Annotated in this window: 26 protein-coding genes, 1 tRNA gene and 2 pseudogenes; 11 read left to right on the top strand and 18 right to left on the bottom strand. The window is 39.1% G+C overall.

From position 1 onward, the window contains the following. Position 1: 1 nt before the first annotated feature. The 3 genes from QQL36_RS29740 (at position 2) to QQL36_RS29730 (ending at position 5,230) form a co-directional block, all read left to right on the top strand. Positions 2-4,414, top strand: a complete 4,413-nt coding sequence (locus QQL36_RS29740; protein ID WP_321567778.1) for a DUF6443 domain-containing protein — start codon at positions 2-4, stop codon at positions 4,412-4,414. 5 nt (positions 4,415-4,419) lie between these two features. Further along, positions 4,420-4,893 carry a hypothetical protein gene (locus QQL36_RS29735; protein WP_321567777.1) on the top strand — a complete coding sequence of 158 codons (474 nt, stop codon included), beginning with the start codon at positions 4,420-4,422 and terminating at the stop codon, positions 4,891-4,893. 124 nt (positions 4,894-5,017) lie between these two features. Continuing rightward, positions 5,018-5,230, top strand: coding sequence for a hypothetical protein (locus QQL36_RS29730; protein WP_321567776.1), 213 nt, complete (start codon positions 5,018-5,020; stop codon positions 5,228-5,230). Positions 5,231-5,387: 157 nt separating this feature from the next. On the opposite strand, the gene QQL36_RS29725 is transcribed toward QQL36_RS29730, so the two are convergent. From QQL36_RS29725 to QQL36_RS29705, 5 genes and pseudogenes are all read right to left on the bottom strand, one after another. After that, positions 5,388-6,794, bottom strand: coding sequence for a hypothetical protein (locus tag QQL36_RS29725; protein ID WP_321567775.1), 1,407 nt, complete (start codon positions 6,792-6,794; stop codon positions 5,388-5,390). A 155-nt stretch (positions 6,795-6,949) separates the two neighbouring features. Next, a pseudogene (locus QQL36_RS29720) lies at positions 6,950-7,156 on the bottom strand (GMC oxidoreductase); the annotation flags it as partial. Positions 7,157-7,317: 161 nt separating this feature from the next. Then, on the bottom strand, positions 7,318-7,686 hold the full coding sequence (locus QQL36_RS29715; RefSeq protein ID WP_321567774.1) for a hypothetical protein: 369 nt from the start codon (positions 7,684-7,686) through the stop codon (positions 7,318-7,320). Positions 7,687-7,777: 91 nt separating this feature from the next. Then, positions 7,778-7,942 (bottom strand): hypothetical protein, encoded by a 165-nt coding sequence (locus QQL36_RS29710; RefSeq protein WP_321567773.1) that lies wholly within the window; start codon positions 7,940-7,942, stop codon positions 7,778-7,780. A gap of 12 nt (positions 7,943-7,954) precedes the next feature. Then, on the bottom strand, positions 7,955-10,264 hold the full coding sequence (locus QQL36_RS29705) for a glycoside hydrolase family 3 protein (protein ID WP_321567772.1): 2,310 nt from the start codon (positions 10,262-10,264) through the stop codon (positions 7,955-7,957). Between the two features lie 233 nt (positions 10,265-10,497). Here QQL36_RS29705 and QQL36_RS29700 point away from each other — a divergent pair, with 233 nt between their 5' ends. Further along, on the top strand, positions 10,498-10,875 hold the full coding sequence (locus QQL36_RS29700; RefSeq protein WP_321567771.1) for a hypothetical protein: 378 nt from the start codon (positions 10,498-10,500) through the stop codon (positions 10,873-10,875). Between the two features lie 73 nt (positions 10,876-10,948). Then, positions 10,949-12,145, top strand: coding sequence for a M20 family metallopeptidase (locus QQL36_RS29695; protein WP_321567770.1), 1,197 nt, complete (start codon positions 10,949-10,951; stop codon positions 12,143-12,145). 35 nt (positions 12,146-12,180) lie between these two features. Here the strand turns inward: QQL36_RS29695 and QQL36_RS35795 are convergent. Then, a pseudogene (locus tag QQL36_RS35795) lies at positions 12,181-12,420 on the bottom strand (alpha/beta fold hydrolase); the annotation flags it as partial. Positions 12,421-12,515: 95 nt separating this feature from the next. Here QQL36_RS35795 and QQL36_RS29690 point away from each other — a divergent pair. Further along, positions 12,516-12,588, top strand: a tRNA-Lys gene (locus tag QQL36_RS29690). A 516-nt stretch (positions 12,589-13,104) separates the two neighbouring features. Here the strand turns inward: QQL36_RS29690 and QQL36_RS29685 are convergent. The 3 genes from QQL36_RS29685 to QQL36_RS29675 are packed head-to-tail and all read right to left on the bottom strand — an operon-like array spanning position 13,105 to position 17,234. Beyond that, positions 13,105-13,779: a hypothetical protein gene (locus QQL36_RS29685; RefSeq protein WP_321567769.1), complete on the bottom strand. Its 675-nt coding sequence runs from the start codon at positions 13,777-13,779 to the stop codon at positions 13,105-13,107. Further along, positions 13,776-16,034 carry a ThiF family adenylyltransferase gene (locus QQL36_RS29680; RefSeq protein ID WP_321567768.1) on the bottom strand — a complete coding sequence of 753 codons (2,259 nt, stop codon included), beginning with the start codon at positions 16,032-16,034 and terminating at the stop codon, positions 13,776-13,778. The genes QQL36_RS29685 and QQL36_RS29680 overlap by 4 nt, the downstream gene beginning before the upstream one ends. A 9-nt stretch (positions 16,035-16,043) precedes the next feature. After that, positions 16,044-17,234, bottom strand: a complete 1,191-nt coding sequence (locus QQL36_RS29675; protein ID WP_321567767.1) for a hypothetical protein — start codon at positions 17,232-17,234, stop codon at positions 16,044-16,046. A 318-nt stretch (positions 17,235-17,552) separates the two neighbouring features. Between QQL36_RS29675 and QQL36_RS29670 the strand changes: the two genes are divergently transcribed. Continuing rightward, a complete protein-coding gene (locus QQL36_RS29670) occupies positions 17,553-18,050 on the top strand; it encodes a helix-turn-helix transcriptional regulator (RefSeq protein WP_321567766.1) in 498 nt (165 codons plus the stop codon). Then, complete coding sequence (locus tag QQL36_RS29665; protein WP_321567765.1) at positions 18,034-18,474, top strand: hypothetical protein; 441 nt, start codon at positions 18,034-18,036, stop codon at positions 18,472-18,474. The genes QQL36_RS29670 and QQL36_RS29665 overlap by 17 nt, the downstream gene beginning before the upstream one ends. Before the next feature lie 190 nt (positions 18,475-18,664). Here the strand turns inward: QQL36_RS29665 and QQL36_RS29660 are convergent, their stop codons facing one another. From QQL36_RS29660 to QQL36_RS29620, 9 genes are all read right to left on the bottom strand, one after another. Then, positions 18,665-18,997: a helix-turn-helix domain-containing protein gene (locus QQL36_RS29660; RefSeq protein ID WP_321567764.1), complete on the bottom strand. Its 333-nt coding sequence runs from the start codon at positions 18,995-18,997 to the stop codon at positions 18,665-18,667. A gap of 428 nt (positions 18,998-19,425) precedes the next feature. Further along, entirely contained in the window at positions 19,426-19,662 is a 237-nt protein-coding gene (locus QQL36_RS29655; RefSeq protein ID WP_321567763.1) for a hypothetical protein, read from the bottom strand. A 53-nt stretch (positions 19,663-19,715) separates the two neighbouring features. Continuing rightward, the gene (locus QQL36_RS29650) at positions 19,716-20,132 is read right to left on the bottom strand and encodes a hypothetical protein (RefSeq protein ID WP_321567762.1); all 417 of its coding nucleotides are present in this window, start codon (positions 20,130-20,132) and stop codon (positions 19,716-19,718) included. After that, positions 20,068-20,448 (bottom strand): hypothetical protein, encoded by a 381-nt coding sequence (locus QQL36_RS29645; protein WP_321567761.1) that lies wholly within the window; start codon positions 20,446-20,448, stop codon positions 20,068-20,070. The genes QQL36_RS29650 and QQL36_RS29645 overlap by 65 nt, the downstream gene beginning before the upstream one ends. A gap of 107 nt (positions 20,449-20,555) precedes the next feature. Continuing rightward, positions 20,556-20,828 carry a hypothetical protein gene (locus QQL36_RS29640; protein ID WP_321567760.1) on the bottom strand — a complete coding sequence of 91 codons (273 nt, stop codon included), beginning with the start codon at positions 20,826-20,828 and terminating at the stop codon, positions 20,556-20,558. A gap of 39 nt (positions 20,829-20,867) precedes the next feature. Further along, positions 20,868-21,224, bottom strand: a complete 357-nt coding sequence (locus QQL36_RS29635; RefSeq protein ID WP_321567759.1) for a hypothetical protein — start codon at positions 21,222-21,224, stop codon at positions 20,868-20,870. Positions 21,225-21,481: 257 nt separating this feature from the next. Next, positions 21,482-22,309 (bottom strand): hypothetical protein, encoded by an 828-nt coding sequence (locus QQL36_RS29630; RefSeq protein WP_321567758.1) that lies wholly within the window; start codon positions 22,307-22,309, stop codon positions 21,482-21,484. A gap of 130 nt (positions 22,310-22,439) precedes the next feature. Further along, positions 22,440-23,342, bottom strand: coding sequence for a HEPN domain-containing protein (locus QQL36_RS29625; protein WP_321567757.1), 903 nt, complete (start codon positions 23,340-23,342; stop codon positions 22,440-22,442). Between the two features lie 42 nt (positions 23,343-23,384). Next, on the bottom strand, positions 23,385-24,653 hold the full coding sequence (locus tag QQL36_RS29620) for a hypothetical protein (protein WP_321567756.1): 1,269 nt from the start codon (positions 24,651-24,653) through the stop codon (positions 23,385-23,387). Between the two features lie 152 nt (positions 24,654-24,805). On the opposite strand from QQL36_RS29620, the gene QQL36_RS29615 reads away from it, so the two are divergent. The 3 genes from QQL36_RS29615 to QQL36_RS29605 are packed head-to-tail and all read left to right on the top strand — an operon-like array spanning position 24,806 to position 25,759. Next, a complete protein-coding gene (locus QQL36_RS29615) occupies positions 24,806-25,213 on the top strand; it encodes a helix-turn-helix transcriptional regulator (protein ID WP_321567755.1) in 408 nt (135 codons plus the stop codon). A 26-nt stretch (positions 25,214-25,239) separates the two neighbouring features. Next, entirely contained in the window at positions 25,240-25,449 is a 210-nt protein-coding gene (locus QQL36_RS29610) for a hypothetical protein (protein ID WP_321567754.1), read from the top strand. After that, entirely contained in the window at positions 25,439-25,759 is a 321-nt protein-coding gene (locus QQL36_RS29605; protein ID WP_321567753.1) for a PIN domain-containing protein, read from the top strand. Before QQL36_RS29610 ends, QQL36_RS29605 begins: the two co-directional genes overlap by 11 nt. Positions 25,760-25,859 lie beyond the last annotated feature (100 nt).

Raw genomic sequence — 25,859 nt, 5'->3', positions numbered from 1 at the left:
TATGAAAAAAATATTCATTGGGGTGGCTTTGCTGATAGGTCATGCATTGTATGCCCAAAATATACCAGTGGCCACTTCCACAAGACCAACTGCAACCCCGGTCGCTGTACCGGCTGCGTATTCATCAGGTGTAATTAATTATGTACGTACCTGGGCTCCTTCCATGCCGACTTCAGATACGGCGGTTGTTAGTGCTTCTTCGCGCACAGTGACGGAAGTAAAGATGAGTACGGAATATCTTGATGGATTGGGCCGGACTATACAAACTGTATCAAAGGGAACCAGTCCTGCAGGAAAGGATATCGTACAGCCACAACTATATGACCCATATGGCAGAGAACAATATCAGTATCTTCCTTACGCACAGCAAAGTGGTAATACAAGTGATGGTAGCTTTAAAACAGATCCATTCAATAGTCAAAAGACTTTTTATCAAAGTAGCACACTGAACCCCGGAATCGTTGGAGAAAGTATTTATTACAGTCAAAATACTTATGAAGCGTCTCCATTAAGCAGGATATTGAAGGTAGCAGCTCCGGGAAATAGCTGGGCCGCCAACCCGGTTCAGAAACAATATCTGCTCAACAGTGCCAGTGATGAGGTTAGAATTTGGAATTTTACTACAGGTTTGCCTGTCAGTGGCGGAATTTATACGCATGGAGCATTGCATAAAAATGTTGATATTGATGAAAATGGTCAGCAGACAGTTGTATTTACTGATAAAAGCAATCGTGTAATACTTGTCAAAAAATTGATCTCATCGGTATATGGCTCTCATGAAGGGTGGCTTTGTACCTATTACATTTATGATGATCTGGGCCGCCTTGTATTTGTAATGCCTCCGCTTGCTACCAATGCGGTTATAGCCAATGGCTGGGCTGTTACTGCCAGTATAGCGAATGAGTTATGTTTTCAATATCAGTTTGACGACCGTGACCGGATAGTGGTTAAAAGAATACCGGGAGCAGGTGCTGTCTATTCAGTATATGATGTGCGTGACAGAGTAGCCTTTACCCAGGATTCAGTGCAACGGGCTACATCGCCCCAGCAGTGGCTTGGTAATTTTTATGATAATCTGAACCGTGTTTCCATGACTGCCATCTATAAAGCAACTACCACAAGGGAAGCATTGCAGGCCAGTTTGAATACTTCGGTATCTGGTAGTCAGGGCATATCTTATAGTTTCCCTATTCAGTCAGATCTGGTATTAAATAGTTATGACGGAATAACAACATCTTATACAGCAAGCAATAGCATAACAATCATTCCTGGTTTTGAATCCACGAGTGGAGTTGAAATTACGGCAGAAATCACCACTGGTAATGCTGGTACGACCACCGTTGCAGCCACCAATGCGTTGCCATCAATTAGTGCCAGTAGTCTGACTCCATTAACATATAATTATTATGATAATTATAGTTATACCGGTTCATTGGGCTATGTATCAGCAGATGTTTCCAAGCCTCAGGGAGGTTCAAATCCCTATTCAGAAGCTTTACCTTCCAGTCCCAGTTCATTGACGCAAGGATTGAAAACAGGAGCTAAAGTGAGGGTGCTGGGTACTGATCAATGGCTGACAGCAACGATATATTATGATGATAAAGGGAGAACTATACAAACAATAGGAGAAAATCAAACAGGGGGAAAAGATATTAGTACAAGCCTGTATGATTTTAATGGGAAAGTTCTCAGCACTTATCTTCGTCATTCGAATTCGAGGAGTTCATTGACCCCGCAAATTACACTGTTAACGATGAATTCATATGATGCAGGAGGAAGGTTGCTAAGCGTGATAACGCGTGTAAACGACGTTACGACCCTGGATCAGACTATTGCAGCTAACACCTATGATGAACTTGGACGATTACAGCGTAAAAGGCTCAATGTGACAGGTACCTCTACCCAGCTGGATACAATTACTTATACCTATAATATTCGCGGTTGGTTGCAGGGCATCAATAAAGCATATGTAAATACGACCAGTACGACTAATTATTTTGGAGAGGAATTGAGTTATGATTATGGGTTTACCCGTAACCAGTACAATGGTAATATAGCCGGTGTAAAGTGGAAGGGAGCAAATGATGGTGTAGCCAGGGCATTCGGGTATTCTTATGATCTGAATAACCGTTTAACAGTTGCCGATTTCAAGCAGAATACTTCAGGTGCGTGGGCTAATACGACAATAGATTTTTCTGTTAGCAATCTTACATATGATGCGAACGGGAATATTGGATCTATGAAGCAGCAGGGTTTGATAGGGACCACAATAAGTGCTATAGACAGATTGAAATATACTTACCAGTCAGGAAGTAATAAGCTGCTGTCAGTTACAGATACCAGTAATACGATTTCAGCTAAATTAGGAGATTTCAATGATGGTTCTAATTCAGCTACAGTTAATGATTATGCTTATGATGGCAATGGTAACCAGATCAGTGACTTGAATAAGGGAATCACCGCGATTAGTTATAACTATTTATCACATCCTGAAAAGATCTTAATTCCTGGAAAAGGAATGATTACATATCTATATGATGCGGTTGGGACTAAGTTAAAGAAAACAGTCGTTGATAGTACTGTTTCACCAGTTAAAACAACTGTAAGTGATTACGTTGGAGGATTTTTATACCAACAGGATACTTTGCAGCATATAGCTCATGAAGAAGGACGGATCCGTCCGGTATATGATTCAGGTAAGGCGATTCAATACACTTATGATTATTTTGAGAAAGATCACCTGGGAAATATACGGGTAGTACTGGGCACTCAGCGTGATACGGCTATTTACGCTGCAACGATGGAGACAGCGGTCAGTGGTAAAGAAAATGCTTTATTCAGCAATATCGATAACACTCGTACAGCAATTACAAGTATTTCAAATGGTTATCCAACTGATAATACTACCAGTCCGAATGATTATGTAGCGAAATTAAGTGCTACTGGTCAAAAGATAGGTCCGTCAATTGTATTGCGGGTAATGGCAGGTGATACAATCCGGATTGGTACTACGGTTGCATATAATAGTACCGCAGCTAATACAAGTAATTCAACTGCAGAACAATTAGCTGCCGCGATATTACAGGCTTTTACCGGTACAGGTGTGAGTGATGGTGTACATGCTGGTATAGGTGCGAATTCCCCTATTCAGTCGCAATTTACAAAGGATACTTACAATGCATTGAAGAATAGTGATGCAAATAATAATGCTTCAGATAAGCCGAAGTCATATTTGAGTTATGTGATGTTTGATGACCAGTTTAATATGGTGAGTGGGAATAGTGGTATCCGGCAACCTCAGGGCGGTCCGAACGTAATTAATGTGCTGGAGGTGCAATCAATGCGGATAGAAAAGACAGGATTTATTTATATTTATACATTGAATGAGAGTAATGAGCCCGTATATTTTGATAATTTGATTGTAGTGCATAATAAAGGAGCGCTTTTGGAGGAGACGCATTATTATCCGTTTGGGTTGACGATGGCGGGGATATCGTCTAAGGCTGTGGGGAAAATAGAGAATAGATTTAAGTATAATGGTAAGGAGTTGCAAAGTGAGGAGTTTAGTGATGGGAGTGGTTTGGAATGGTATGATTATGGCGCCAGGATGTATGATGCACAGATTGGAAGGTGGCAGGTGGTGGATCCACTATCTGACAAAATGAGGAGGCATTCTCCATATAATTATGCTTTTGATAATCCAATTAGGTTTATCGATCCGGATGGCATGGCACCTAACGATCCACCTACAAGAATAACTAGTACAATGGATGAGTATAATACACTACATGTTACAGCCTCAAGTTTATCATCCAGTAAAGTAGTTACTACAAAAAATGGCATTACTTATACAACAACTAAAACATCAATTACTAGTGTTACCAATCTTGTATTCTCTGACCCCAGAATAAAAACAGAAGAGGGAAAAGTGATAACAACTACAACCTCTAATGTAGTAATGACAAATAGTGATAATAAGGTTGTTGGTAATATAACATCTACTCCTCAACAAACATCTGTAGCAAGAGGAGAGTCAGATTTTGATGTTAGTTCACTGCAAAGTGTAACAAAGGATTTGGAGAACTTCAGGAATACTAATAAAATTCAGTATAATGACTATAAGATTAATAATACGATTGACTTTATGGATAAAGCATTAGCTTTAGGAGCTTTGCCATTAGGTAGTGCTGTTAAGGTACCGGGTAATTTTGGAGATCTGCTAGGAGCAGTTGGTGCGCCTGCTAGTGCCGATCAGGTAATGGGAGCCGCAGGTAAAATGATTTTAACAGAAAATTCTCCAATAGACGTTACGCCACGAGCATCGACCGCATTGGATGGAAGGGCATATAGAAATGAGCCTACGGGTACCTCCAAAAAGGTTATAGATTTTATTTACGGATTATTTAAATGGTAATTAGCATGAGAAAGACTAGAATTAAATTTTGGTATCCATTGCTTATAATAGTTTCAGTTATTTTTCTCCTGACTAAGGATAAGTTATATTATTTGATATTCCCGCCTGGGGATAAATATGGCGTTGCCTTTAATGCAGAACGAGAGAGGATTGGTATAGCAGTGCTACCAGATCATTGGTTGACAAATGATAAGTTGAGCGAAACAAAGATGTGGTATCCAGCTAATAGGCCCGATAGCGGAAGTTTTAGGAGTTCCAAGATTGTGGTGGTGAAAGATGGCAGTATAGTGTATGATGGTGATACTTACCTTAGAATAGTAGGAGATAAATATGAGAAATTGACTATTGGGTATAGATATAATGATACAGTCGGTTGGGAGTATAAATATTATAACCCGCTGATTGGCACTGAAGAGAATAATGTTACAAAGCATAGCGCAGACAGTATATTAAATAATTGGGGATTGAAATATAAGTAGTTGTTTTTGTGACATGTATCGTTATCATTAAACTAGTGGAAGTAGGGTTCGTGATTGGAACAGGCGGTGCTGCAACTCCTATATTAGCATTATAATACACAGCACTTAAAAATGAATAACCTATATGACATCCTCGCGAAACTTATCAGATAAACTTGAACGAGTTGATCGTACGATTAATATTTACAATAAGGCATCACAAGATTTATGCGAAGAAATTAGCATTGTTGTAACAGTTGAAGAGTTAATTAAAACCTTTACTATTCAGGAAGGTGATCCGTTTTTTTATGATGGTTATATTTTGAGTGAAAGCCAGCTTGAAAGTGTTTGTTGTTGAGGGGGAAATAAAACCTGATTTTATCAATTATTATTATATTTTGGAGGCGCACGGAATTTATAACTGGTAGACAGGAACAATATATTATTTTCCCAAAAGCCCGCGCAAGTCTGCGTGGGCTTTGCTATTTAGCATAGGCTTTTATGCGCTTTTCCCATTACATGGTATACCCAAATCTCACCTTTATTGAACTGGTAGCGGGGAAATTTCTGCTGGCCAGAAAATCATACAACAACATCAGGTTCCCTTTCAACTTTGCATTAATCTTATATTTCTTAGATATCCCCAAGAGCGCACTCCGCTGCCAGCTATTTACATTCATCAACTCAGACACATTCGTAAAAGTGGTCACATAATTCTCCTCAAACCCACCATTCAAATAAAAAGTCCCCTTCAACTTCCAATCCATATAAGACCTCAACCCCACCCCCTGGTGCGTAAAAGCAATATGATTCCAACCTGTGCCCATCCCTAACTTATAAGACACACCTACACCAGCAGAACCATTTTTATGAAACTTATACCCCACCTGTCCGGCAATGTCCGTGGTAGTAGGATAATAAGACGTATTCTTCTGGAATTGCAGGTTCCCCCCAAACTCCAACCGCTGCAGAAAACTCTTTGTCTTCATCGGGTTTGGTTTGAAATCAGGCATATCTCCCGCATTATCTAAATTGGAATATTTATCCTTCAACTCATTCAACTGTGACTTTGCCTGCGCCATCTGCTGACTCACCGCCTGCTGTGCACTGGGATCATTCCCCAACCGCTGGGAAATAATTGACTCTACCTGGCTACGGGTCTGCAACCCCGCCAGACTGGCTGTACTATTACTGCTGGCTCCAATCAGGTTGAACAAACTCGCATACTGTGAATGCTGTGTTATAAAATTATTATACGCTGGTAAAGTTTTGAGCAATTTGACCGCCTTCTCTTCTGCTTTTTTCCTATCCGATAAAGTAGCCTTGTATTCATTCAATTGCTGGCCGTAATAATATGCCTCCTTATTCAGGTTTGTCAAATCCTTGCCAAAACCAGTATAATTTGCCAGTTGCTGCTTTAACAATTGCCTTTGCTCTCTCAGGTATGCCTTTACCTGCTCCGCTTGTTGCAGGCTATTTTGCAGATTATCTACGCTCTGCGTAGCACTCGCCAGTTTACTGGTATTCGACCCTGATATATTATTCGACCCTTGCAGGAATTTCAATGAATTCTGCAAAGTATCCAAATAAGCGCCCCCGGCATTAGATGTGATGCCACTCACCTTTCTGCCTAAACCGGCCTTCATATGATTGAGACTATCTATCGACTGGGAAAATATTCTTTTTGCGGCTGTCGAATCCATCTTCATCAGCTTCGCCTGCATTCTTTTTTCCTGGCGTGCAAAGCGATCCAGGGCCTGCGCCGTACGCTTGTCTACCTGGGATTCGACATGTTCTGATTTGCGTTTTACCTGACTCAGATACCTGTCAGGCAGGGTGATAATACTATCTTTTCTAACTGTAGAATCGCTAGGCGGATTATTGAACAATATAGTGAATGTAGCGAGTAAAAATAGATTCATAATTGTATAGAGAACGGTTTACAAACTTGTACACTAAAATTATTGCTTTATACGCAAGGGATAAATAACACCTTAGTACTATATTCCAATGATTGTACAAAAAAATCCTCCTTACTGCCAAAGATAGTAAAGCGGGCATTTACAAATAAAATTAATTATATATTTCCCTTCTTCAGCTCCTTCACTGCATAATCGGTGGCTCTCGCTGCCAGCGCCATATATGTAATAGAAGGATTCTGGCAAGCCGACGAAGCCATGCAGGCCTCATCTGTAATAAACACATTTTTTGCCGCACGCACCTGGTTATACCCATTTAAGACAGAAGTCTTTGGATCATGCCCCATACGGGCAGTTCCCATTTTCCTTTACAGTGGAGATGATTAAATGGATACGCTTTAAACACAATATCCCATTGGCAGTGATCAAACATGAACATGAGATAACTGTTAGTGAAGTAGCTGAACGCTTTTCCATACAATAGTAAGCCCTTGTTATCAGCCTTTAAAATCTCCTCAATCCCCCTTTATTTTTTATTGCCGGATCGTTTCGGATTAATTCGACCCTGAGGATGTGCCGACCCTCCGAAAGCCGCTTTCTTTGCAGCAGCTTTTTTAGGTGCCGTCTGTCTTGCCTGGTACACAGGATAATTTCTACTGGCCGACTTTGCTAAATTTATTAACTGCTCAGCTGTTGCTTTGGAAATGCGCGTACGTTCCTTGTCATGATCCCAGACTATAAAATATACTTCTACATGAGTATTATCACCAGGCACTTTTGATTCTCTATTCCCATCAGCACGTTTTACAGAATACCCCTGTCCGGGAGTAAAAACTCTGTTCCCTAATCTATATTGGCCATTACTTAAGAGAACTAATTTTTTTGTCGCTGTCAAAATAACGTTATCGACATTTGCTGATAGACTGGATATTCCGGAGGCTGTCTTTGGTCGTGGTGTCGCGACACCAGTCCCGGCCTTTATTGGCTTAGACCTGGATGTTGCCGCTGGCGACTGTTGGAATTTCTTTTTTGCCGCGATCTTCCTGCTTTTCATTAAGATTGATTTTGGTAGTAAAATTATCTCTATATTTTGTAATTATCGTTAAAAATAAAGCCGCTTCAACCTTGCAATTGAAGCGGCTTTTCTGCATGTATTAAATAATTTACTCCTTGTGATATTTCGCATTCCTGCTATCATGAATCACCCCTTTCCAATCCAACCCATACCCAAAATCATAACTGTGGCCATCACTATCCTGATAACAATCCATATCATAAGGCACATCTTCACTTTGTTTCTCCACCGTCGCCATATCTTTCGGCATCTGCAAAGGCAATAAACCGGAGGGCTCCGTCTTTCCTGAAATGATCTCCATCATTGCAGAAGTAGAAACACCAAAATGTATCAACAACCCATCTGCACTTTTCTCAAACTCACTAAACACCATGGGCTTTCCTGCATTTACAACCACCACTACAGGCTTGCCATTCATCACTGATCTTGTATCCAGTATGGTCTGTAAATCCATGAAGTTATTCGCTGTAACAGTTTTGTCTTTGTAAGATCTGTTCTTTACTGTAGGAGCAACTACCGGATCACCCGCCGCAATACTCTGTTCCCGCGCAGCCACCGCCTTGTATTGACCATATTGCAGACTGATGGGCACATATCCGTTTCCACCCGCTTTCCTGTCTTCCGCACTATAACCATTGTCGGCACTCACCGGACTGCTCACAAATACCAGCGCAAAATCTGCTTTTGCCGGAATAGCTGTAATGTTATAATATTTTTTGACTGTGTTCGTATCCACAGGGTAATCAAAATGTGGCATCGTTGGCATGCCCCACCAATTCTTTAACATGGGGTAATAGATCTTTGGAATATATACCGTTTTCCTGCCAGTAACAGGAAGCGTATTCGCATGGTTTTTCAATAATACCACAGATTTCAGTTGTGCCTCAAAACCCGCTTTCATAAATTCAGGATTGCCCACAATCGCTTTACTTTTTTCTATTTCCAGGTAAGGATTTTCAAACAATCCTACACGAAATATATTTTTCAGTAACCGTACTGCTGACCGCTGAAACCGTTCTTTCATAAATGCTTCGCCATGCTCTTTTACCCCCATTTGATAAGCAGCAATTACAGGTTTCGCATCATTGTTACCACCAAACTGATCGACGCCTGCTATTATTGCCTGATAATGCCTTTCATCCACAGTGCTGGCTTCCAGCCCCCACGGCTTTCCTTCAAATACATCAGGAGCTGCACCTTCATTGGCAGTAATGAGCCAGTCAGTACAAATCACACCATCATAATGATATTGCTGTCTGAGCAGATCTGTTAGCAGGTATTTACTATATCCATTACCAACATTGTTACCACTGGGGTCTATACCATAAGAGATCGTATAATAAGGCATCACAGCAGCCACCTCTTTTGTTTTTCCACTCAGTTTTAAGGCCCCGTTTACAAATGGAGCAGTGTGCGCAGAGAAGTTTTTACCGGGGTATACTGCAAACTTCCCATATGCAAAGTGTGCATCTCTGCCACCTTCTTCCGGACCACCACCCGGCCAGTGTTTTACCATGGCATTGACACTCGTCCATCCCCATCCGTCTTTTATCTCATCCACACCTGTGGAAGTCTGGAAACCATCTATATATACCCTGGCCATGTCAGTTGACAAAGCAGGGCTTTCTCCAAATGTAGAAATGAGCCGGTACCATCTTGGCTCTGTGGCCAGGTCTACTTGCGGTGAGAGGGCCGTAGTAATTCCCAAAGCTCTATATTCTTTGGCTGCAATGCTGCCAAATTGTTGTACGATATTCGGATCAAATGTAGCTGCCAGCCCCAATCCATCCGGCCATTGAGAAATGGCGCCACCCGCACCGGCATTGAACTCTGCGTTTGATTGCGTTACATGCCGGGGATCTGAGCTGTTATTGACCGGAATTCCTAAACTTAATCCTTCTGCAAAAGCCTGTACATTGTTATTCCATGCTGCTGCCACACCGGGATTGGCTACGGTGGTGATGAGTATATGGCGGAGGTTATCCTCTTTCAGAAACTGTTTTTGCTGATCGCTGATGTCTGAAGGAGCGGCACCGCTCTTACTAAATGGCTGGCCATTATACGTACCGCTGGCAAAGCCATTTTCATGGGAGGGGAGTGCCTGGTGAAGACTATACAACATCAAACCTGCCATCTGTTCAACCGTCATTTTTGATACCAGATCTTTGGCCCTTTCTTCTATTGGCAATCTCCAATCCTCGTATTTATCCAGTTTCCCATTCTTATTTAAGTCTTTAAAATGGAGTTTGCCAATGGTCAGGATTTTCACACCTGAATTGGTCGCATAACCCAGAGTAGGGCCTTTGGTATTGCCAATCGTCTGGTAGTTGCTGTGGTCTTGTCCCTGTACGGGTAGTACGCCTATCAATAGTGATAATGTGATGATTCCCTTTATCATAAGTAGAATTTATGTTTGTGGAATAGGTATATTATTTCATGAAACGTTGAATCAGAGCGCATTGGGTATTAATGCCTCAAGCTGAAGCAATGATAAGGCTATTTTCTGAATATTCCCTGCCATTGTCAATAATTATAGGATATGAAAAAGTGAATCGCCCACGGTACTCTTGTAAATAATAAATATGCCTTACATTCATTATACCAGGAATGCAAATCTTAAAATAACTCCCCATGGAACAAATGAACATTGATACAAATGTCTGGCTTAAAAACCCAAGAGAAAGCAACTACCCGGCAGCTGCTGACTATCTCGATCTCCTGCTCCCCCGCAACAAGGTCCAGAAGATTGTAGCCGCACTCAAAAAAGAAAGAACCGTAAAAAAGAAAGCAAAAGACATTTTACGCGCCAGCGGATTACCCTTATTGCCTGCTGATAATATCCATGTGCAGGAGAATATCCAAAAGGTTAAGTCCGGGAAAAAACTCTCACCAGTATTGTTAGTACGTTCTCCCAAACTGATTGTCGCAGATGGGTACCATCGGGTATGCTCCATTTACTATCTCTCCGAAGATCTTGAAATACCATGTAGAATTACTGATATCAGGTAAGATTCTATCCCGGCAGAAATACATTTTATCACATTTATAGCTACCCCGTTTTTTAAATCTCTACTTTACTTTCATGAAAGTATGGATCTTATTAATAGCCCTTGTTAGCTGGCGCCAAACGGGAATGCACAACCTGATCAGATCAGAAACTGATAGCATCTATGATAAGCTGGTCAGGATCAGAAGAGATCTTCATGCAAATCCCGAATTAGCAGGAAATGAAATTCACACAGCGAAATTCATCAAACAATATTTAATCAACTTAGGCCTTGAAGTAGAAACAAATATTTACGGCCATAGCCTTGTCGGTATTTTAAAAGGAAGCAAACCCGGTAAGCAGATCGCCTGGCGGGCAGAGATGGATGCTTTACCAAATAACTTTCGGGATGATGTGCCGTTCAAATCCATTATAAAAGGCGTGCAACAGGGCTGTGGGCATGATGTACATATGGCCATCGCACTGGGCATTGCAGAAATCCTTTCAAAACATAGGGCATCATTCGCCGGAACCATCTATTTCATTTTTCAATCAGAAGAAGAGACCTTTCAGGGGGCAAAGGGCATGATTGACCATGGATTATTTTCCAAAATACATCCGGATGAAATGTATGCTTTGCATGTAACTGCACTGCCTGTAGGAAAGATCATGGTAAAACCTAATGAGATGTTTGCCTACCAGAAACGGGTAAGGATTCAATTACAGAAAGGTGATGCAAAAGAAGTGGAAACGAAAATATATAATTCATTATCACGTTCACAGGCGAATAGCCAACCGTGGGAGATACAACAGGTCAGTGATCCCTCCAAAGGATTAATGAACCCCAACACCCAATTTAAAGACTACCTGTTCATGGATCCCCATTTTAATACTTATTCCCAACATGACTCGCTTGTGTTGGAAACGTATTTATATGAAACGAACCAAACAAACCTCCCAGGAATCATTCCCCGCATTAAACAACTAGTGGGCGGAGACGTTTCTTTCATACAGGAAAATCCCACTGTCATGAATGATAACAAATTGACTAATTCCGCAGTGAATACACTACAGCGTATCTATGGAAAAGATGTAACCGCACCTGACTATGGGCAGGTCCCTTACTTTAACGATGACTTTGCTTATTTTCAACAAAAAGTACCGGGCGTTTATTTTTTTCTTGGTGGTACGAATGTCCTAAACCACGCACCTGGTTTTAAGGTAGATGAAGAAAGTATAAGGGTAGGGGTGAGAAGCTTTTCTTCCTTAATAATTGAAAGGCTGGCTTTATAAAAGGAGACATACTGTTTTATAATAGAAAGAGTTACATCATTTGCCAGATCCTCATACTGATAACCCTCACCTGGTACATCGGATTGTCCATGGCCCCTGGCATCCGGCATGATCACATCATAGTCCTTTTCTAAGGTACGTGCAAGATCCGTCCAACACAAACCATTCGTCATTAACCCATGCAGGAGTATAACCGGTGGTTTATTTCCCCCGGTTCTTGTGTAGTGAATATTGATATTGTTGGCATTACAGGTTGCAGCTTTCCAGTTATTCATTCCCTAACTTAAAAAGTTAATAAAAGAATAAAAAATATTTGGCATAAATAAATATTTCCCTATCTTCGCGCTCCGTTTGAGAGAAAATGGGATCAGATTCCGTAGCTCAGTTGGTAGAGCAATACACTTTTAATGTATGGGTCTTGGGTTCGAGTCCCAACGGGATCACACTAAATAGATAAAACCTGCGATAATCGCGGGTTTTTCTTTTTTAGTCGAGTGTTTAGTCGAGTTCCTCTTGAACTTTCTCTTTTTTTGATAGTACCTTATTTAGGTTAACGTGCTTTTATAAAAATAACGATTTTTAGGCAATATTGTTGATAGGGTTTCACTATGGGTATTTGTGAATCCCAAGCGGATCACTGGAGAGTTTTAAAGCCTGCGCTAGTCGTGGGCTTTATTGTTTTGGTCCATTTGTTAGTCTATCAAAGTGCGATTGCGCTGTTTCTACTTACTTAGTTTTATGAGGGTTAACGTCTCTAAACTAAGTTAAGATTTTATTCACTAGCAAACGTGCCTTCATTTTTTATAATCCACATTTAGAGGTGTAATTTAAAATATTATTTTAGTCATCAATACCAGCTTTGCCAAACAGGCCTTTGGTAAAACTGGTCCCGTAGTGTACGCAGTAGTGTCTAATTCATCGAGTAATCGTTGGTCAAGTCATATGCCAATTATTGTTACTTATGCTTGCAGGTACTGTTCAAAAAGCACCCTAGCGTATGTGCTGCCGTACCGGTTAATTAACCACTTGCTGAGACAGATAACGGAGATATGTAATGCCCCCAATATCAAGTAAATATAAAAGACCCATTTGTTTGGCTTTATAGAGTGAAATACGAACAATCCAGCCAAGCAAATACAGAACGCAAAGACCGATCCTCCAATAAAATTTCTGACAAAGCCGTATTCATAATTATGTTGCAGTAACATTGAGTTTCCTCGCATCTTATTTCGGATCTGAGATACTGCAAAATCAATTTGTTTTCTGGAGTCATCCATATCTCTAGCTTCATCTGCAGACGTTGGCAGATTAATACCAAAATCTGTCTTCACCTTTTTTTTGATTTTCTGCTTCATGTTTGTACTAAGGTTACGATCATTGCTTAATAGGAAATTTGTAGTTGGCATGTGTAGTTTATCTTTGAAATATCGTCGTTCAAAGATATCACGGCCGACCAATTGATTAGCGACAGTATAGGTCCATACTATTGCAGCACTCACTGTCAGCGTCATTAGATATTTTACTATATCTGCCATTGGGGTATCATTTAAAAAATAAACTAACACAATAGCGGGAATAGCATTAATCAGGGCAGGATACAATCTGGCAATCCTTAAATATTTATTTAGTATCATAAAAAAATGTATGGTAATAAATCGGTGTTAGTGACAATTAATGATAGTGTAGGTATGGGAACCTTTCTGTTGATTGGCAAAAGTTCATCAACTGTTTTCTTATCCCTTTCACTTAGCTGCTCCAACTGCATAGGGTGTGTATGCCATTCTCCCACGTAACCAATCATTCCGCCAGTTATTGCTTTGATCTGATCAACCCTTTCTTTCAGTCCGGTATTGCTTCGGATAAAGGAAACCGACGTTCTTTTACTATTGGGAGGGGCATTCATAATATCATAAACGTGAATTGTTTTTGTTTTATAGTTGCATATGCCAATTAGAATGCCACCTGTTTCCTTGGGTTTAAACCGCTTGCACTCAAGTAATAGGTGCTCTTTTAGTCCGCCCATTAGCCGGACCTCCCAGCCGCTTCCAACTCCGCACTGATGAACGCTAAAAGGATCAATAATTTCATGCCTACTATAGGATTCTGGTATCCCTTTCTTATCAATTACTTGGAGGTAGAATAGCCCTTTTTCTTTGATAATATCCCTATCTTTCTGATGGTGCAAAACCTTTGAAAAAATCGCAGCATGACTCGATATAGAGTCATCCGCCACAACTGCTGTTGCAGAACTACAGCCTAAGCCAATCTCCAATGTTTTTTCCTCTCTATCAGCATCGTTTCTCCTCCATTTTTCTATGGCCAGATATTTTAATGCTCGAAAGTACGCTAGGTTGACTAGGTCGTCAATTCGGGGGTTACGATTTTCTCCCTCTACATAAAGTAGCCCAATTCCACCTTCATTCGCTAATTCGCATTTCGCAATATTAATCGGGCTATTAAATTTTTTTAAGGCCAGCCAGTTTCTAACACTAAGTGAGGCGGTCGAGTCTACTAGCCATTTGTAGTTCGTAAATATACTGTCTGATAAAAGACCAACTTTAGCTGTAAAAGCTTCAATGGATCTATCTGGTGTGAACTCAAACATTTTATTTAGTTCATCTACGAGAGCATTAGCTTTGTTTCTGCCCACATGTATTGGCAGTAGTGTGTGTCTAGCTAGGTTGTGTTCCAAAAAATCGTCATTATCGCAAATACCCATTGAGGCGTTTCCACTCCTTGCGTTATGCATAATGATTTTTGAACCTAACGATCCGGCACCCACAAATAATGTTTTAGCATTTCGTGTTTCTCCTGATAGTGTTGATGCGATACTTTGTGCGAACGGTTCGATGTGGCTCATGATTTTTACTTCGCATTGCGGCCCTATTACCTTTTTCTGACCAGGCTCTGCATACAACCGGAAGTTGACAAATTCATAGTTACCCGCAAAACCGATCATCTTTTTCGGCCGTTTTATCGCATGGATCAAGGGAATAGTTTCTTTCCAAATAATCTTCGTCTTAATTAAGTTCTCTAAAATTGGATTAATATCAATGTCGTAACGATGAAAGTATTTCACCAGTTCCTGATAATTAGTAGGAATATTTGTATCATATTCTGAATACGTAACATCACTAGGGTTCCAGATTAATACCGAAACAAAAGGAAACATATTTGCATTCTTCTTGCTTTCCAGCGCTTTGGCAATCGATATAACTTTTTCTGAAGCAATTAATGGGAAATAGGCATCCGTTTTAAAGATTACTCTTACGTGGGCGTCCTTTAGTACCTCACTTCCAATTGTAATGAAACAGGCAAATGGCTCTCTAGGTAAAAAACTTTTCTGCTCTTCTACGACTTCAATCATTCGGGAATATCTATAAGCATGATAGTCTGAATATGAGTCTAACCGCATCGGATCAAATTCATTACCGTCTTCATTTAACAATCCATTAGCGGCTTTAAAATACCATTCTTCTGATAATCCCAACATGGTTACTAACGGTTTGTTAGCGAACCATTCATCAAGATTTCCCCTGACCAAACAGAGTTTGACCCCTGGATCCTTCGACTGTAAAACATACAAATGAGAAAGCTTGTGTCTGGGGAAGTCTTTTCTGTCACTAGAAACTCTAGGTGCTACGCTGGGATAGTTTCCCAGTTTAAACCAAATTAAAATCGGCTCTATCTCTCTTATGTCTATCCCGCCAACGGAACCATTAGGCGGGATAGACACATGTAAATTAACAGGGATGGCTATCCAGTAGTCATCTATGGAAAGTACCTTCACTGTTTCTAAACAAAAATACCGACGCAGCTCCTCGATTGCCTCTTGTACTTCTATTGTAATTTGCCCCGTATATTCTTGCAGGTCTTCACTATATAGCATGGATGATATTTAACCTTGAGTAATAGCCTTACCTACTGCGCCTGTGCCACCAGCAGATGTGATAGCGCTACCTGCAGCAGACTTTGGCGCCTTTGAAGGACCGTTGGGCGTAATTATGAAAACAATCGGTTCTGGACTGCTAGAATTGGGAGTGTTTGCTGTGTTGAGAAAATCACTTTCCTTTTCCAGGGTTTTAACGTACTCCTGTTTAGCTTTATAATGAGGTGGATTATCATCGTTGTCTTTAATTAATTTAGAAGAGGCAACAATTTTTCCGCTTTTACGACGGTAACTAAGAAATTCCAACGAGGAGGCAACGGGATCTGGATTTTCCTTCTGGGGGCAATCGTTAAAGAATGTCCATGAACAATGATGTGGGGCGATCAAGATGTCCCAATTTAATGCCTTCTGTTTTATATCATTTTTATATTTTTTGGTCTTTTTCAAGATGGTTTCCCACGCCTTATGGTCTGCATCTCCACCGAACATGGCAAGAGTGCAATAATCAGTGGATGTTTCGCTTGACTTAAACCTAGCCTGGAAAACTACGCTAACACGGTTTTTGTCCACTTCTTCATCTGTTAAATGCTGCTGATACGGAGAATGAATGAATATGGAGAAGGTTTTCAGATCGCGTTCATTAAAACGGGTAACGACCTCCCCAGGTATCCTACGCACTAGATCCAAGCCGTTTAGGTCTTCATTACCATCGTATCCAATGATGACAATCCGGTTGCCGGGAAGGTTTTTGGCTGAATCTTTATCTCTGTGAAGTTTAATGCGGCGCTTAGCTTCTTTATTGAAGCACTTCTCATCTTCGTTAGTGGCAGTACCCATCACCATTGGCGAAAACCACAATACATCGATCAAAATCTCTCCATCGTCCATGTTCTTTTTCTTGTAATTCTTGGGATCGCCTTGGTAGAAGTTCTTTTCAAAACCATGCAAGTGATCGTCATCGCCGTGGGTAAGGATAAAGATGTCTGTATAGAGGACACCTTCGACATCGTTGACTTTTCTTTTCTTGAGCGTCTTCGTTAAATCCCCTTTGACGTCGTACTGTTCAGGCGTATTGCCTTCCTTAGAGCTATCACGAATATTACAGTCTACCATTATATTAGTTGTATAACCGTTTTCTTCTATAGAGATCAATCCCTGATCACCGTTATCGACAGGGTAGTGCTTGATTTGATTCGACATATTTAATTTTTATTATATTTTATTTGTAAATGAATTGTTGAAAAAGTAAATCATGTTCGCTCATAAGTGAAATACAATTTCATGTAAAAGTATATAAACTTCACTTAAAAGTAAAATAAATTTATTTTTCACCTTTAAATTTTGTAAATTGTTAGAAGAAGGCTTAATTGCATCATTAATAGTTTATTTGACATAGTTTTGCATCACAACGATATAGATTATATATTAACCATTAATGTTTAGTGTTTATGCTGAAAATGACTGCACGGATATGATCCTTCGATTGCGTACTTATTCCTTACTCACTTAAAACGCCTAATGATGAAACCCGAATTTTTTAAAGACAATGTCGAACTTCAAAAAGAAATGGTGAATAGAGTCGGAATTTTTGAAACCGATTCTGCACAAAAAAGTTATTTACTTGCGAAGAAAATTGAAGATGGGATGAATTTTAAGGGATTGACAAGGCAGTCTTTCGCCCGTCTTTTGAATGTCCAGCCTTCAATTATTACTAGATGGCTCAGTGGAAAACATAATTTTACAGTGGAAACATTGTTTGATATTGAAGATAAACTAGATATTAAATTGATTGCGATAGACCCTCCTACACAAAGGATAATGAATCTTCACTTAGTAGTAGAGTCTTCCTCTCGTGCCCACTTTTCTAATTTGAATGATTTTACCAATTTTTTACCAGTTCAACACATTAGATATTTTAGTCCAGTAAATCAAGCTTTTAATGATCATTCTTCATCAGAAGAATTTTTGGATTTTATGAATAAATCAACTTTTAACAAGGATGAATGCAGTAAGTAATGAATCTTCTCAGGAATATTCATTTTCGTTAAGAAAAATTCAAATAATAGAAAAACAATTAGTCTTCCGTTCTCAAAAGGAGGAAAAGCTGGAGTTTGATTTTGATATATCTTTAAATATTAAAACAGATAGTGAAAAAAAGCAAAGCTTTCACTTCATGAATGTTGTAATATCTGACAAAGATGATAAGAAGAAAATCGGTGCTTTGAGCATTGTTTGTATTTTCGATATTGACAACTTAGAAAGCTTAATTATAAATGAACCTGATGAAACTGGCTTACCTAGAAATTTGGTTTATTTATTAAATACGGTGGTTATTGGAACAATACGAGGAGTAATGTACAGTGAATTTAGAGGAACGATTTTAGATGACGCATTACTTCCTGTATTAGACCCACGCGCCTTTCAGAAACGCGAAAAGTAATTTTAAATCGGAATAAATATCTAAGTAATATTCTTGTTGATTTTTTGATACTGTGCTGTTGTCATTTTGAACGCGTAGTTACATGCGCTCGGCAATCTGGTAATATCACGATTCATTTATCAATACTTCTACAAAATATTGATAAATGAATCGTGGAAATCAAATAAGACACATGGGTGCTGGTGGTGCGTTAGGCTGCTTCTGTCAGCAGGTTTTGTATATCCTGCCATAAGAAAAATACTCTTGATCTGATTTTTAACGGCTTCAACTTCCCATATTTTATCCACTCGTATATAGTAGGTTTCGTGACCTGAAACAACTGGCATACCTCGGTAATCTTGTACAAGGGCTTGTACTGCATACCTGGCGTTTCATACATAGGTATTACAGGTGTATCTTTTTCAGCCTGCCTGATTTCTTCCCGGATGATAAGTCGAACACGTTGCCAAAACACGTCTGGCTCGTACGGAAATAACATAGGAGTAGCATTAAATTCATTTTCTTTTTTTATCATTTCTTTCATTTCTTATTGTTTTAGGATTGCAGAATAAAATTTCTGAATAAGACTAAGAAGTTAAGTAGGAATACTGGAAGGTGATGGACAATAAACCCTATATAATCTCTTTGTAAAGCGTTTGCATAGTTTGTTATTTATACAGATTATAATTTCAGGTAAATGCTGGGTTTCATTTGTTCAGTTTTCTTTGTAAATAGAATACCTCTGTAAAGCATGATTTCCACCTTTGTGCATAATTGTTCTTTTCATAGGGGCTTAATTTTAGATATACAAAATGTAGGTTACCCATCAAAATCATTTACTATTATACAGTGTAAGATTACTGGAATAATTTTTCTACTCATTCTCAGGAAAATAAACCTTACAAATGTTTACTGTTTTAGGGTAAAAAGCAGCACATAGTTTTCAACCATGTACTGCCTGTATAGAAGGGACTATTCTTCCTCTTCATCATCATCACTTTCCTCATGATCAGCAATCATGTCCTCAATTTGATGAATGACTTCCCGTTGTTCCTTTTCATATTCCACTTCGAGAACCAACTCGTCATTTTCTGCATTTGTTCCGATGATGTCATTGGTAATCTCATTTTCCAGCAGCACATCAGCTACTTCAATGATAATGCTAGTAGGTACATTCAATTCCTTTTTTGTAATTGTTGTTGTTGGCATTGTTCGTTTATTTATTAGAGAATAATTGATAATTCATTACAGATAATAAATGTCTATTCGTTAAAATCCAGTTCTCTTAAATCTATACTTGGCACAAAATCGGCCAAGATATAACGTTTACCTATTAGTTCTGCTTTACGGTTTCGCAGTAAGCGAAACGGAATGGACGACTTGCGTTTAAACTTTTTAGCAAGTAATGATACTTTGGATTGCAGTTCTTTTACCAGTGCGGTATAAGGATAGTTGGTTGGAAGGTTGTTAAAATGCTGGGATGCTACAAGCGCGTTAAATGCTACTTTTACTGCAGTGATATCAGTGTATGTAATAGACGGCATATTACTCAGCCCGATAACGCTTTCCAGTAAACAACGAAGTCGCAGGCTCACCCATTTTACAGTAGGTAATTTATATGTTCCCCAGTATTTTTCCGGATACTGAAAACATAGATAATTCCTGATCGTTCTCCGCATATTTCACAATATTATCTATCATACTAGAATATTCCCATTGATAAGGTGGCTCTTCCTGTTGCTGTTTTATTGTAAAAGTATTGACGGTAACAGATGATTTATCGTTTACAGTTATGGCGTGTCGCTCACCTGTTATCAATGGGCTTGCATGAGTAATCCTCTCATCGTTACCGGTCATACTGTTATCGTTTACCGAAGTTGACTTATCGTTAAACAATTCTTCTTTTACGATTACCCCTGATAATTGTAACCCGCTTCGCTTATAAAATGCCAGTTGTTTGCAGTTATCACTACAATATTTTTTAGTACTGCGCATAGATTGCATGGGCTTTCCGCAGAAAAAGCATGTTGGTATCATAAAATATTATTGATAACGTTAAACGGTAAAATTTCGTTCAAGGACACGGTTGCGATAAGCATTGTTCAACGATACTCATCCGCTTCACTGTTGGGAGAAGCTTTGAGATAATAACCATAATCAGATAAAATGCCTTGTATGTTCTCTAAAGCTTTCCGGTGACGTAACAATTGAGGCTGTATGCTTATTTGTATGAGCAGGCTGTTTTCTTTTTCATTGATGCCTTCTACCACCCATACTAATGCATTATTTAGCAGGATGCGTACAATATCCATCATGACATCCAGCGGGATTGTGTGTGAACTGGTAGTTATCGGTTTTACGGGAACGGTTTCCATTGTATTTGATTTATTGTTTTAGGAGAATAGTATTTAACGTTAATCCAGGACAGCGGAACGTTGATGGGTTCTAATATTGCCCATTGGAGTACGAATACGCTTTTTTAGTTTTTTTTGCTTCTTCTTTAGTAGTTTTATTTCCTTTTTCAGTTGTTCTGTTTCCGTATTAATACTCGTTTTTGGTTTTTGTGTAAGCAGCCAGTAGCCTAATACTAATAATCCGATGATAACAATTAAAGGGTTCGACAATAGCTTATACCAATTCTTTACGCTTTCCTTATCCTCCGGCATGGCTCCTGCAAGCTGTTCCCACCATGCTTTATTACTGCCGGTGGTCTTTTCTTCCCCGGTCTGCCCTCCGTTGGCTGTGTTTTGCTTTTCATGAGTTGTTTGCATTATGCTAAAGAGTTTATAGTTTGGCGTTAAACCTGTCTGTTTTTACGTTTACCGCTTCTAAAACAAATATAAAGTTGATGTATGGATAGGGATACCCCTATAGGAGTACCTATCTTTTAAAGAAGTTCTACCGGGCAGTGGTGATATTTATAAAAAAGCCATACTACCTTTCCGGCAGTATGGCTAAACGTTCAACATTAACGGCGGCTAACGTTTAACGGTAAATGATATGTAGTTAACTCCTGATATCGTTGTTCTTACTTCTTTGATTGCTTCTTTTCGTTGTGGTGGATTTCTTCATCAATTAATTTGATAGCGTCCTGTATTTTCAAATCGGCAAAAAAAGGCCGGATAAATTGCAGGTCAGCTATCAATTGTTCTCCTGTTTTATAATGGGGCATCAGGGAGTACTTTTTATAAATGTCAGAATTTTGCAGGTTAGTATACCTGGTTCCTGTAAGTAAATGGGCGAATCGTGCTACAGCACTTACTGAATGATTATCCCGATGTTCTATTGCAAATCCTGCTTTTAACAGGTAGTAAATAGCGAGTAGCTGACGTGCTTTAGTGATGTCTTTATCTGATTCTATAGATGCTACTAAGGTTTCTTTCGAGGCTGGTGTTGTTGTTGCCGGGTCCATTTTCAGGTAAAGAAAAACCTTTGCATTATACAGGCTATTATAACAGACCTGTATAAATTGGTCGATTTCGTTTATCGTTAAACGCTGCTCGTCTGACGTTAAACGGTTAAATTCAACTTCGGAGTATATATCCTTTTCAGATAATACCGTTTCAAAATCAAAGTATTTGTAAAACTGTTTATCCCGATAGGGCTTTAGCGTTTTACCATATCTTTTTAAAAGTAACTCCTCCTGTTCCTTGTATTGCTCATATGGATTGTCCTGCTCATTCTGACCGTAATGCCGGAATAATTCCAATACATGCAATAGGTGTTCCGTTAATTCAAGTTGCTGAGGCAATTCATACTGTTGAATGCAACCATCATAATCCCGGATAAATTGTTGAGCCAGCAGGGGCACAACCTGGAAACGGGGTGTGGTTGTATTTGTGTCTTTCTTTGGCATGTTGCAAATCTAATAAGAATAGTTATCCGTTCCTACCCCAATCTAAATACGGCATCATCCGGGTATTTCAGAAAATGTCATTACTAATTTATTGCATATCAACTCATATAAGAGAGTGGAAACAGACCATTCAGGCAATCTTTTTCGCTACAATTTCTTTAGCCGTAGTCTGTAACAACTCCACCTTTTGAAAAAGTAAGGGTAGCTCATTGTCCGGTATGTCATATTGCTCTCCGTAACGGGCATTCAGGTAAGCATTTTCCAGCACGTTCAACAGATGCTTTTCATCTTCCGTATTATCAGGGAAAACATTGTTCAATAAAGGGCTACAACGCCGGGCATGCTTTTTTAAAGCTCGAATTTCATGCGTCTTTTTATCATATCCATTCAGGCTTAGTAAAATGCCTCTGTAAGTGAGTTCTACGGCTTGGTGTAGCATAAATGATACGATGGCAGAAGGGTGCTTCTGATACAAGGCTACAGCGCTTTCATAGAAATGCAGGGCTTTTTCAAATGCTTTCATAAACTGATCCTGTACGCGGTTTTTCATATCCAGCAATGCTTCGGGTGTAGTGATGGGATAGGTTACTGTTTTGTCATCATAAACCAGATTCTCAGGAATACAATTGAGTGAATAGAAAGCATGTCCGTTTCGTAAACCTCCCAATAAATTACTTTCATGATGCAGAGAGCAGGAAACACGCTGATCTTTCAGATATGCTATTTCCAATACGGGTTCCATTTCCGTAAAAGAACTCACACTTTTCCCGGATATGATGATCAATAAATCAATATATCGATCCGTTGCGGTAGTTGTTATGTCTGTATGCTGGAGCATGTAGATTTTTGTGGGAGCAATAGCAACAACGATAAATTGAATGAGGGGTTTTAAAGTATCTGCCTGGGAAGGTACCTTTTCCAGTATTGAAATTAGCTTTTCCTTCCAATGGCTAATTCCGCTCGTATCTGTATCTCCATTGATAAATATATTGGTGGTATATTCTATTTTATAATGAGGGTTATTGGTTTGCATAGCTTTCTTTTTGGAGGTTATAATATTATAATACAGAAATAACTACTTATGGGCTTTGATAATATTCACCTGATAGTATTCACGAAGCGGGTTTAAATATTCCTGTTCAAAGGCCGGGAAATGCTCTTTAAAAAAGGTTATATAGCCGCCGGATTGCTGCATCCATTGGGCTATGCCTGCATCCCTCAATGAACCTAATAGGTATAGTCTTTTATCCTCCCAAATGAAAAAAGGCGTTTCTACATCATAATTGATATTCCTATCCTTTATGGATACTTTCATTTGTAACTGATAAAATGCTCCCTTGTCTATTAGTTGAAAATACAGGCGGGGGGTATCTTTTATTAGGCTTATACGCTGTATTCTTGCTCTTTGCGGTTTCCCTTTCAATTCCCGTTTACCGTAAAAGCCATATCGATAAATAAATTCCTGATGGTGCAGTAGAAGCATCGCCCTTTCCCATAGGCTGAAAATACCAGTAGCAGGAAGCTCAGGTTCTCCTTCAATCAATGAACCGGATCGGGTCTCCGCCTGTTGCCACATTTCATAGCAAATAATGTTCAATGCTCTTTGTTCGTCCGTTAAATAAGCATCATATTCCTTTTGTGTGCCACTAATGAAATGATGAAAGCCTTTAACTTCTGTACCGGCTTTGTTCAGCACTCCTAAACATGGCAATAAGAACGGTAGATATTTATTATGAAAAGAATCCATCACTATGTATGTAAGTGCAGTTTCCCTGGCTTTGTTTCTCTCCGGAGCGGTTGTTTGTGGCAAATTCAATACGTCCTCAAAGTTCAATCCTTCCAGCTTGTCTGCTAACCGGTAAACACTCCCTAAATTGGCTTTAGGCGTAATTTTAATTCGTGTATCTGTAACCTTCTTATCAAAGTATTTTTTATGGGCTGTTCCTATTTCAATGATTCCGTTAGGCTGGTATTCTGCAAAATAATCCGTATTTCGATACCATATTAGCCTCTCAAGGGCTTTATAGGTATGCAAGCAAAGTGTTTCAACCTGCGCGCCACAGCTACAGGAAACATGCAGCTTGTCCGGCTCAATGCGGACAGTCATCTCATAGTGTATTTCCTTATGAGTATTGAGCAGCTTTAATGTGCCATCTTCAATAGTAATAAACTTCAGCTTAGGATAAAACCAATCTCTTTTACGGGCCAGCTTTGCGTCTACCTGTTTTTTAAAAGCATCTTCACTCAATATATAGGGTTCATCCTCTAAATGGATTATATAAGGTTCGGATGCATTACGCAACATTCCGAGGCTCTGTTTACTGGTATTTTTAGTAGTTCTCATGTGACATAGTTTAGTTACTCGAAAAAAGAGCATAACTACATCATATTCAATTTATTAATGGTATTCTTTAGAAGGAATATGGCATTTTTTAGCGGTATTTTAGTCAAAATTTGAGTATATTACCTTTTAGATAAAAAGGTTAAATTTGCATCATGATAAACACGGATATGCCAAACAAAGTACACGAAGGACGGAACATTAAGCGTTTTAGGGAAATGCTAGGTATTAAGCAGGATACATTAGCATTTGAACTGGGCGAAGACTGGACACAAAAGAAGATTTCGCTTTTAGAGCAGAAAGAAACGATTGAGCCAGATATATTAGAACAGGTGGCAAAAATATTGAAAGTAACTCCTGAAGCTATTAAAAGCTTTAGTGAGGAAGCTGCTGTCAATATTATTTCAAATACGTTTACTGATTTCAAGGATAACGCTTCGGGTATAAACTATAATTGCGATCTTACTTTTAACCCTATTGATAAAGTAATCGAATTATATGAACGCTTACTTGCTATCGAGAAGGAGAAAAATGAATTGTTGCAGGGTAAGCAGAAGAAGTAATGGTTTAATTTTATAGATTTTTAATTATGATACATACCATAGTAATTCCGAATAAACAGACTATTTCTTTTGATATTCCTAAAGATTATGTAGGCAAGCAAATAGAAGTGATTGCCTTTGCTAAAGATGAAGGTATTGTCAATGAGAAACAGGCTAAGAAGAAAGTAACGTTTTCCGCTTTATCTATTGATACAAGGGGCTATAAATTTAATCGAGACGAAGCAAATGAACGATAGCGTTTTCTTGGATAGTAATATCATGGTGTATTCCTATTCTAATTCCGAATTAAATAAGCAGGAAATTGCCCGTAAACTGATTACTGATAGCAATTCTTTTATTAGTACGCAGGTTTTACAGGAACTGTGTAATATTGTTACCCGAAAATTCAAGTTCAGTTACAAACAGGCAGCTACAGCGATAAAGGAATGCTGTCAGAATAATAACCTTCACACCAATACAGAGGACACCGTTATACAGGCGTGTCAAATTGCAGACCGCTATGGCTTTTCTTTTTATGATAGTATGATCGTCTCTGCAGCCTTGTAAAGTAACTGTATCATGCTTTATTCTGAAGATTTGCATGATGGGCAGGTTATTGATGGAAAACTAACGGTAAAAAATCCCTTTAAGTAGATAAGCCATTACC

The sequence above is a fragment of the Chitinophaga sp. LS1 genome, assembly GCF_034274695.1.
Lineage (GTDB): Bacteria > Bacteroidota > Bacteroidia > Chitinophagales > Chitinophagaceae > Chitinophaga.
Note: the sequence above shows the minus strand (reverse complement) of the source record. Positions and strands in the feature narration are given on the sequence as shown.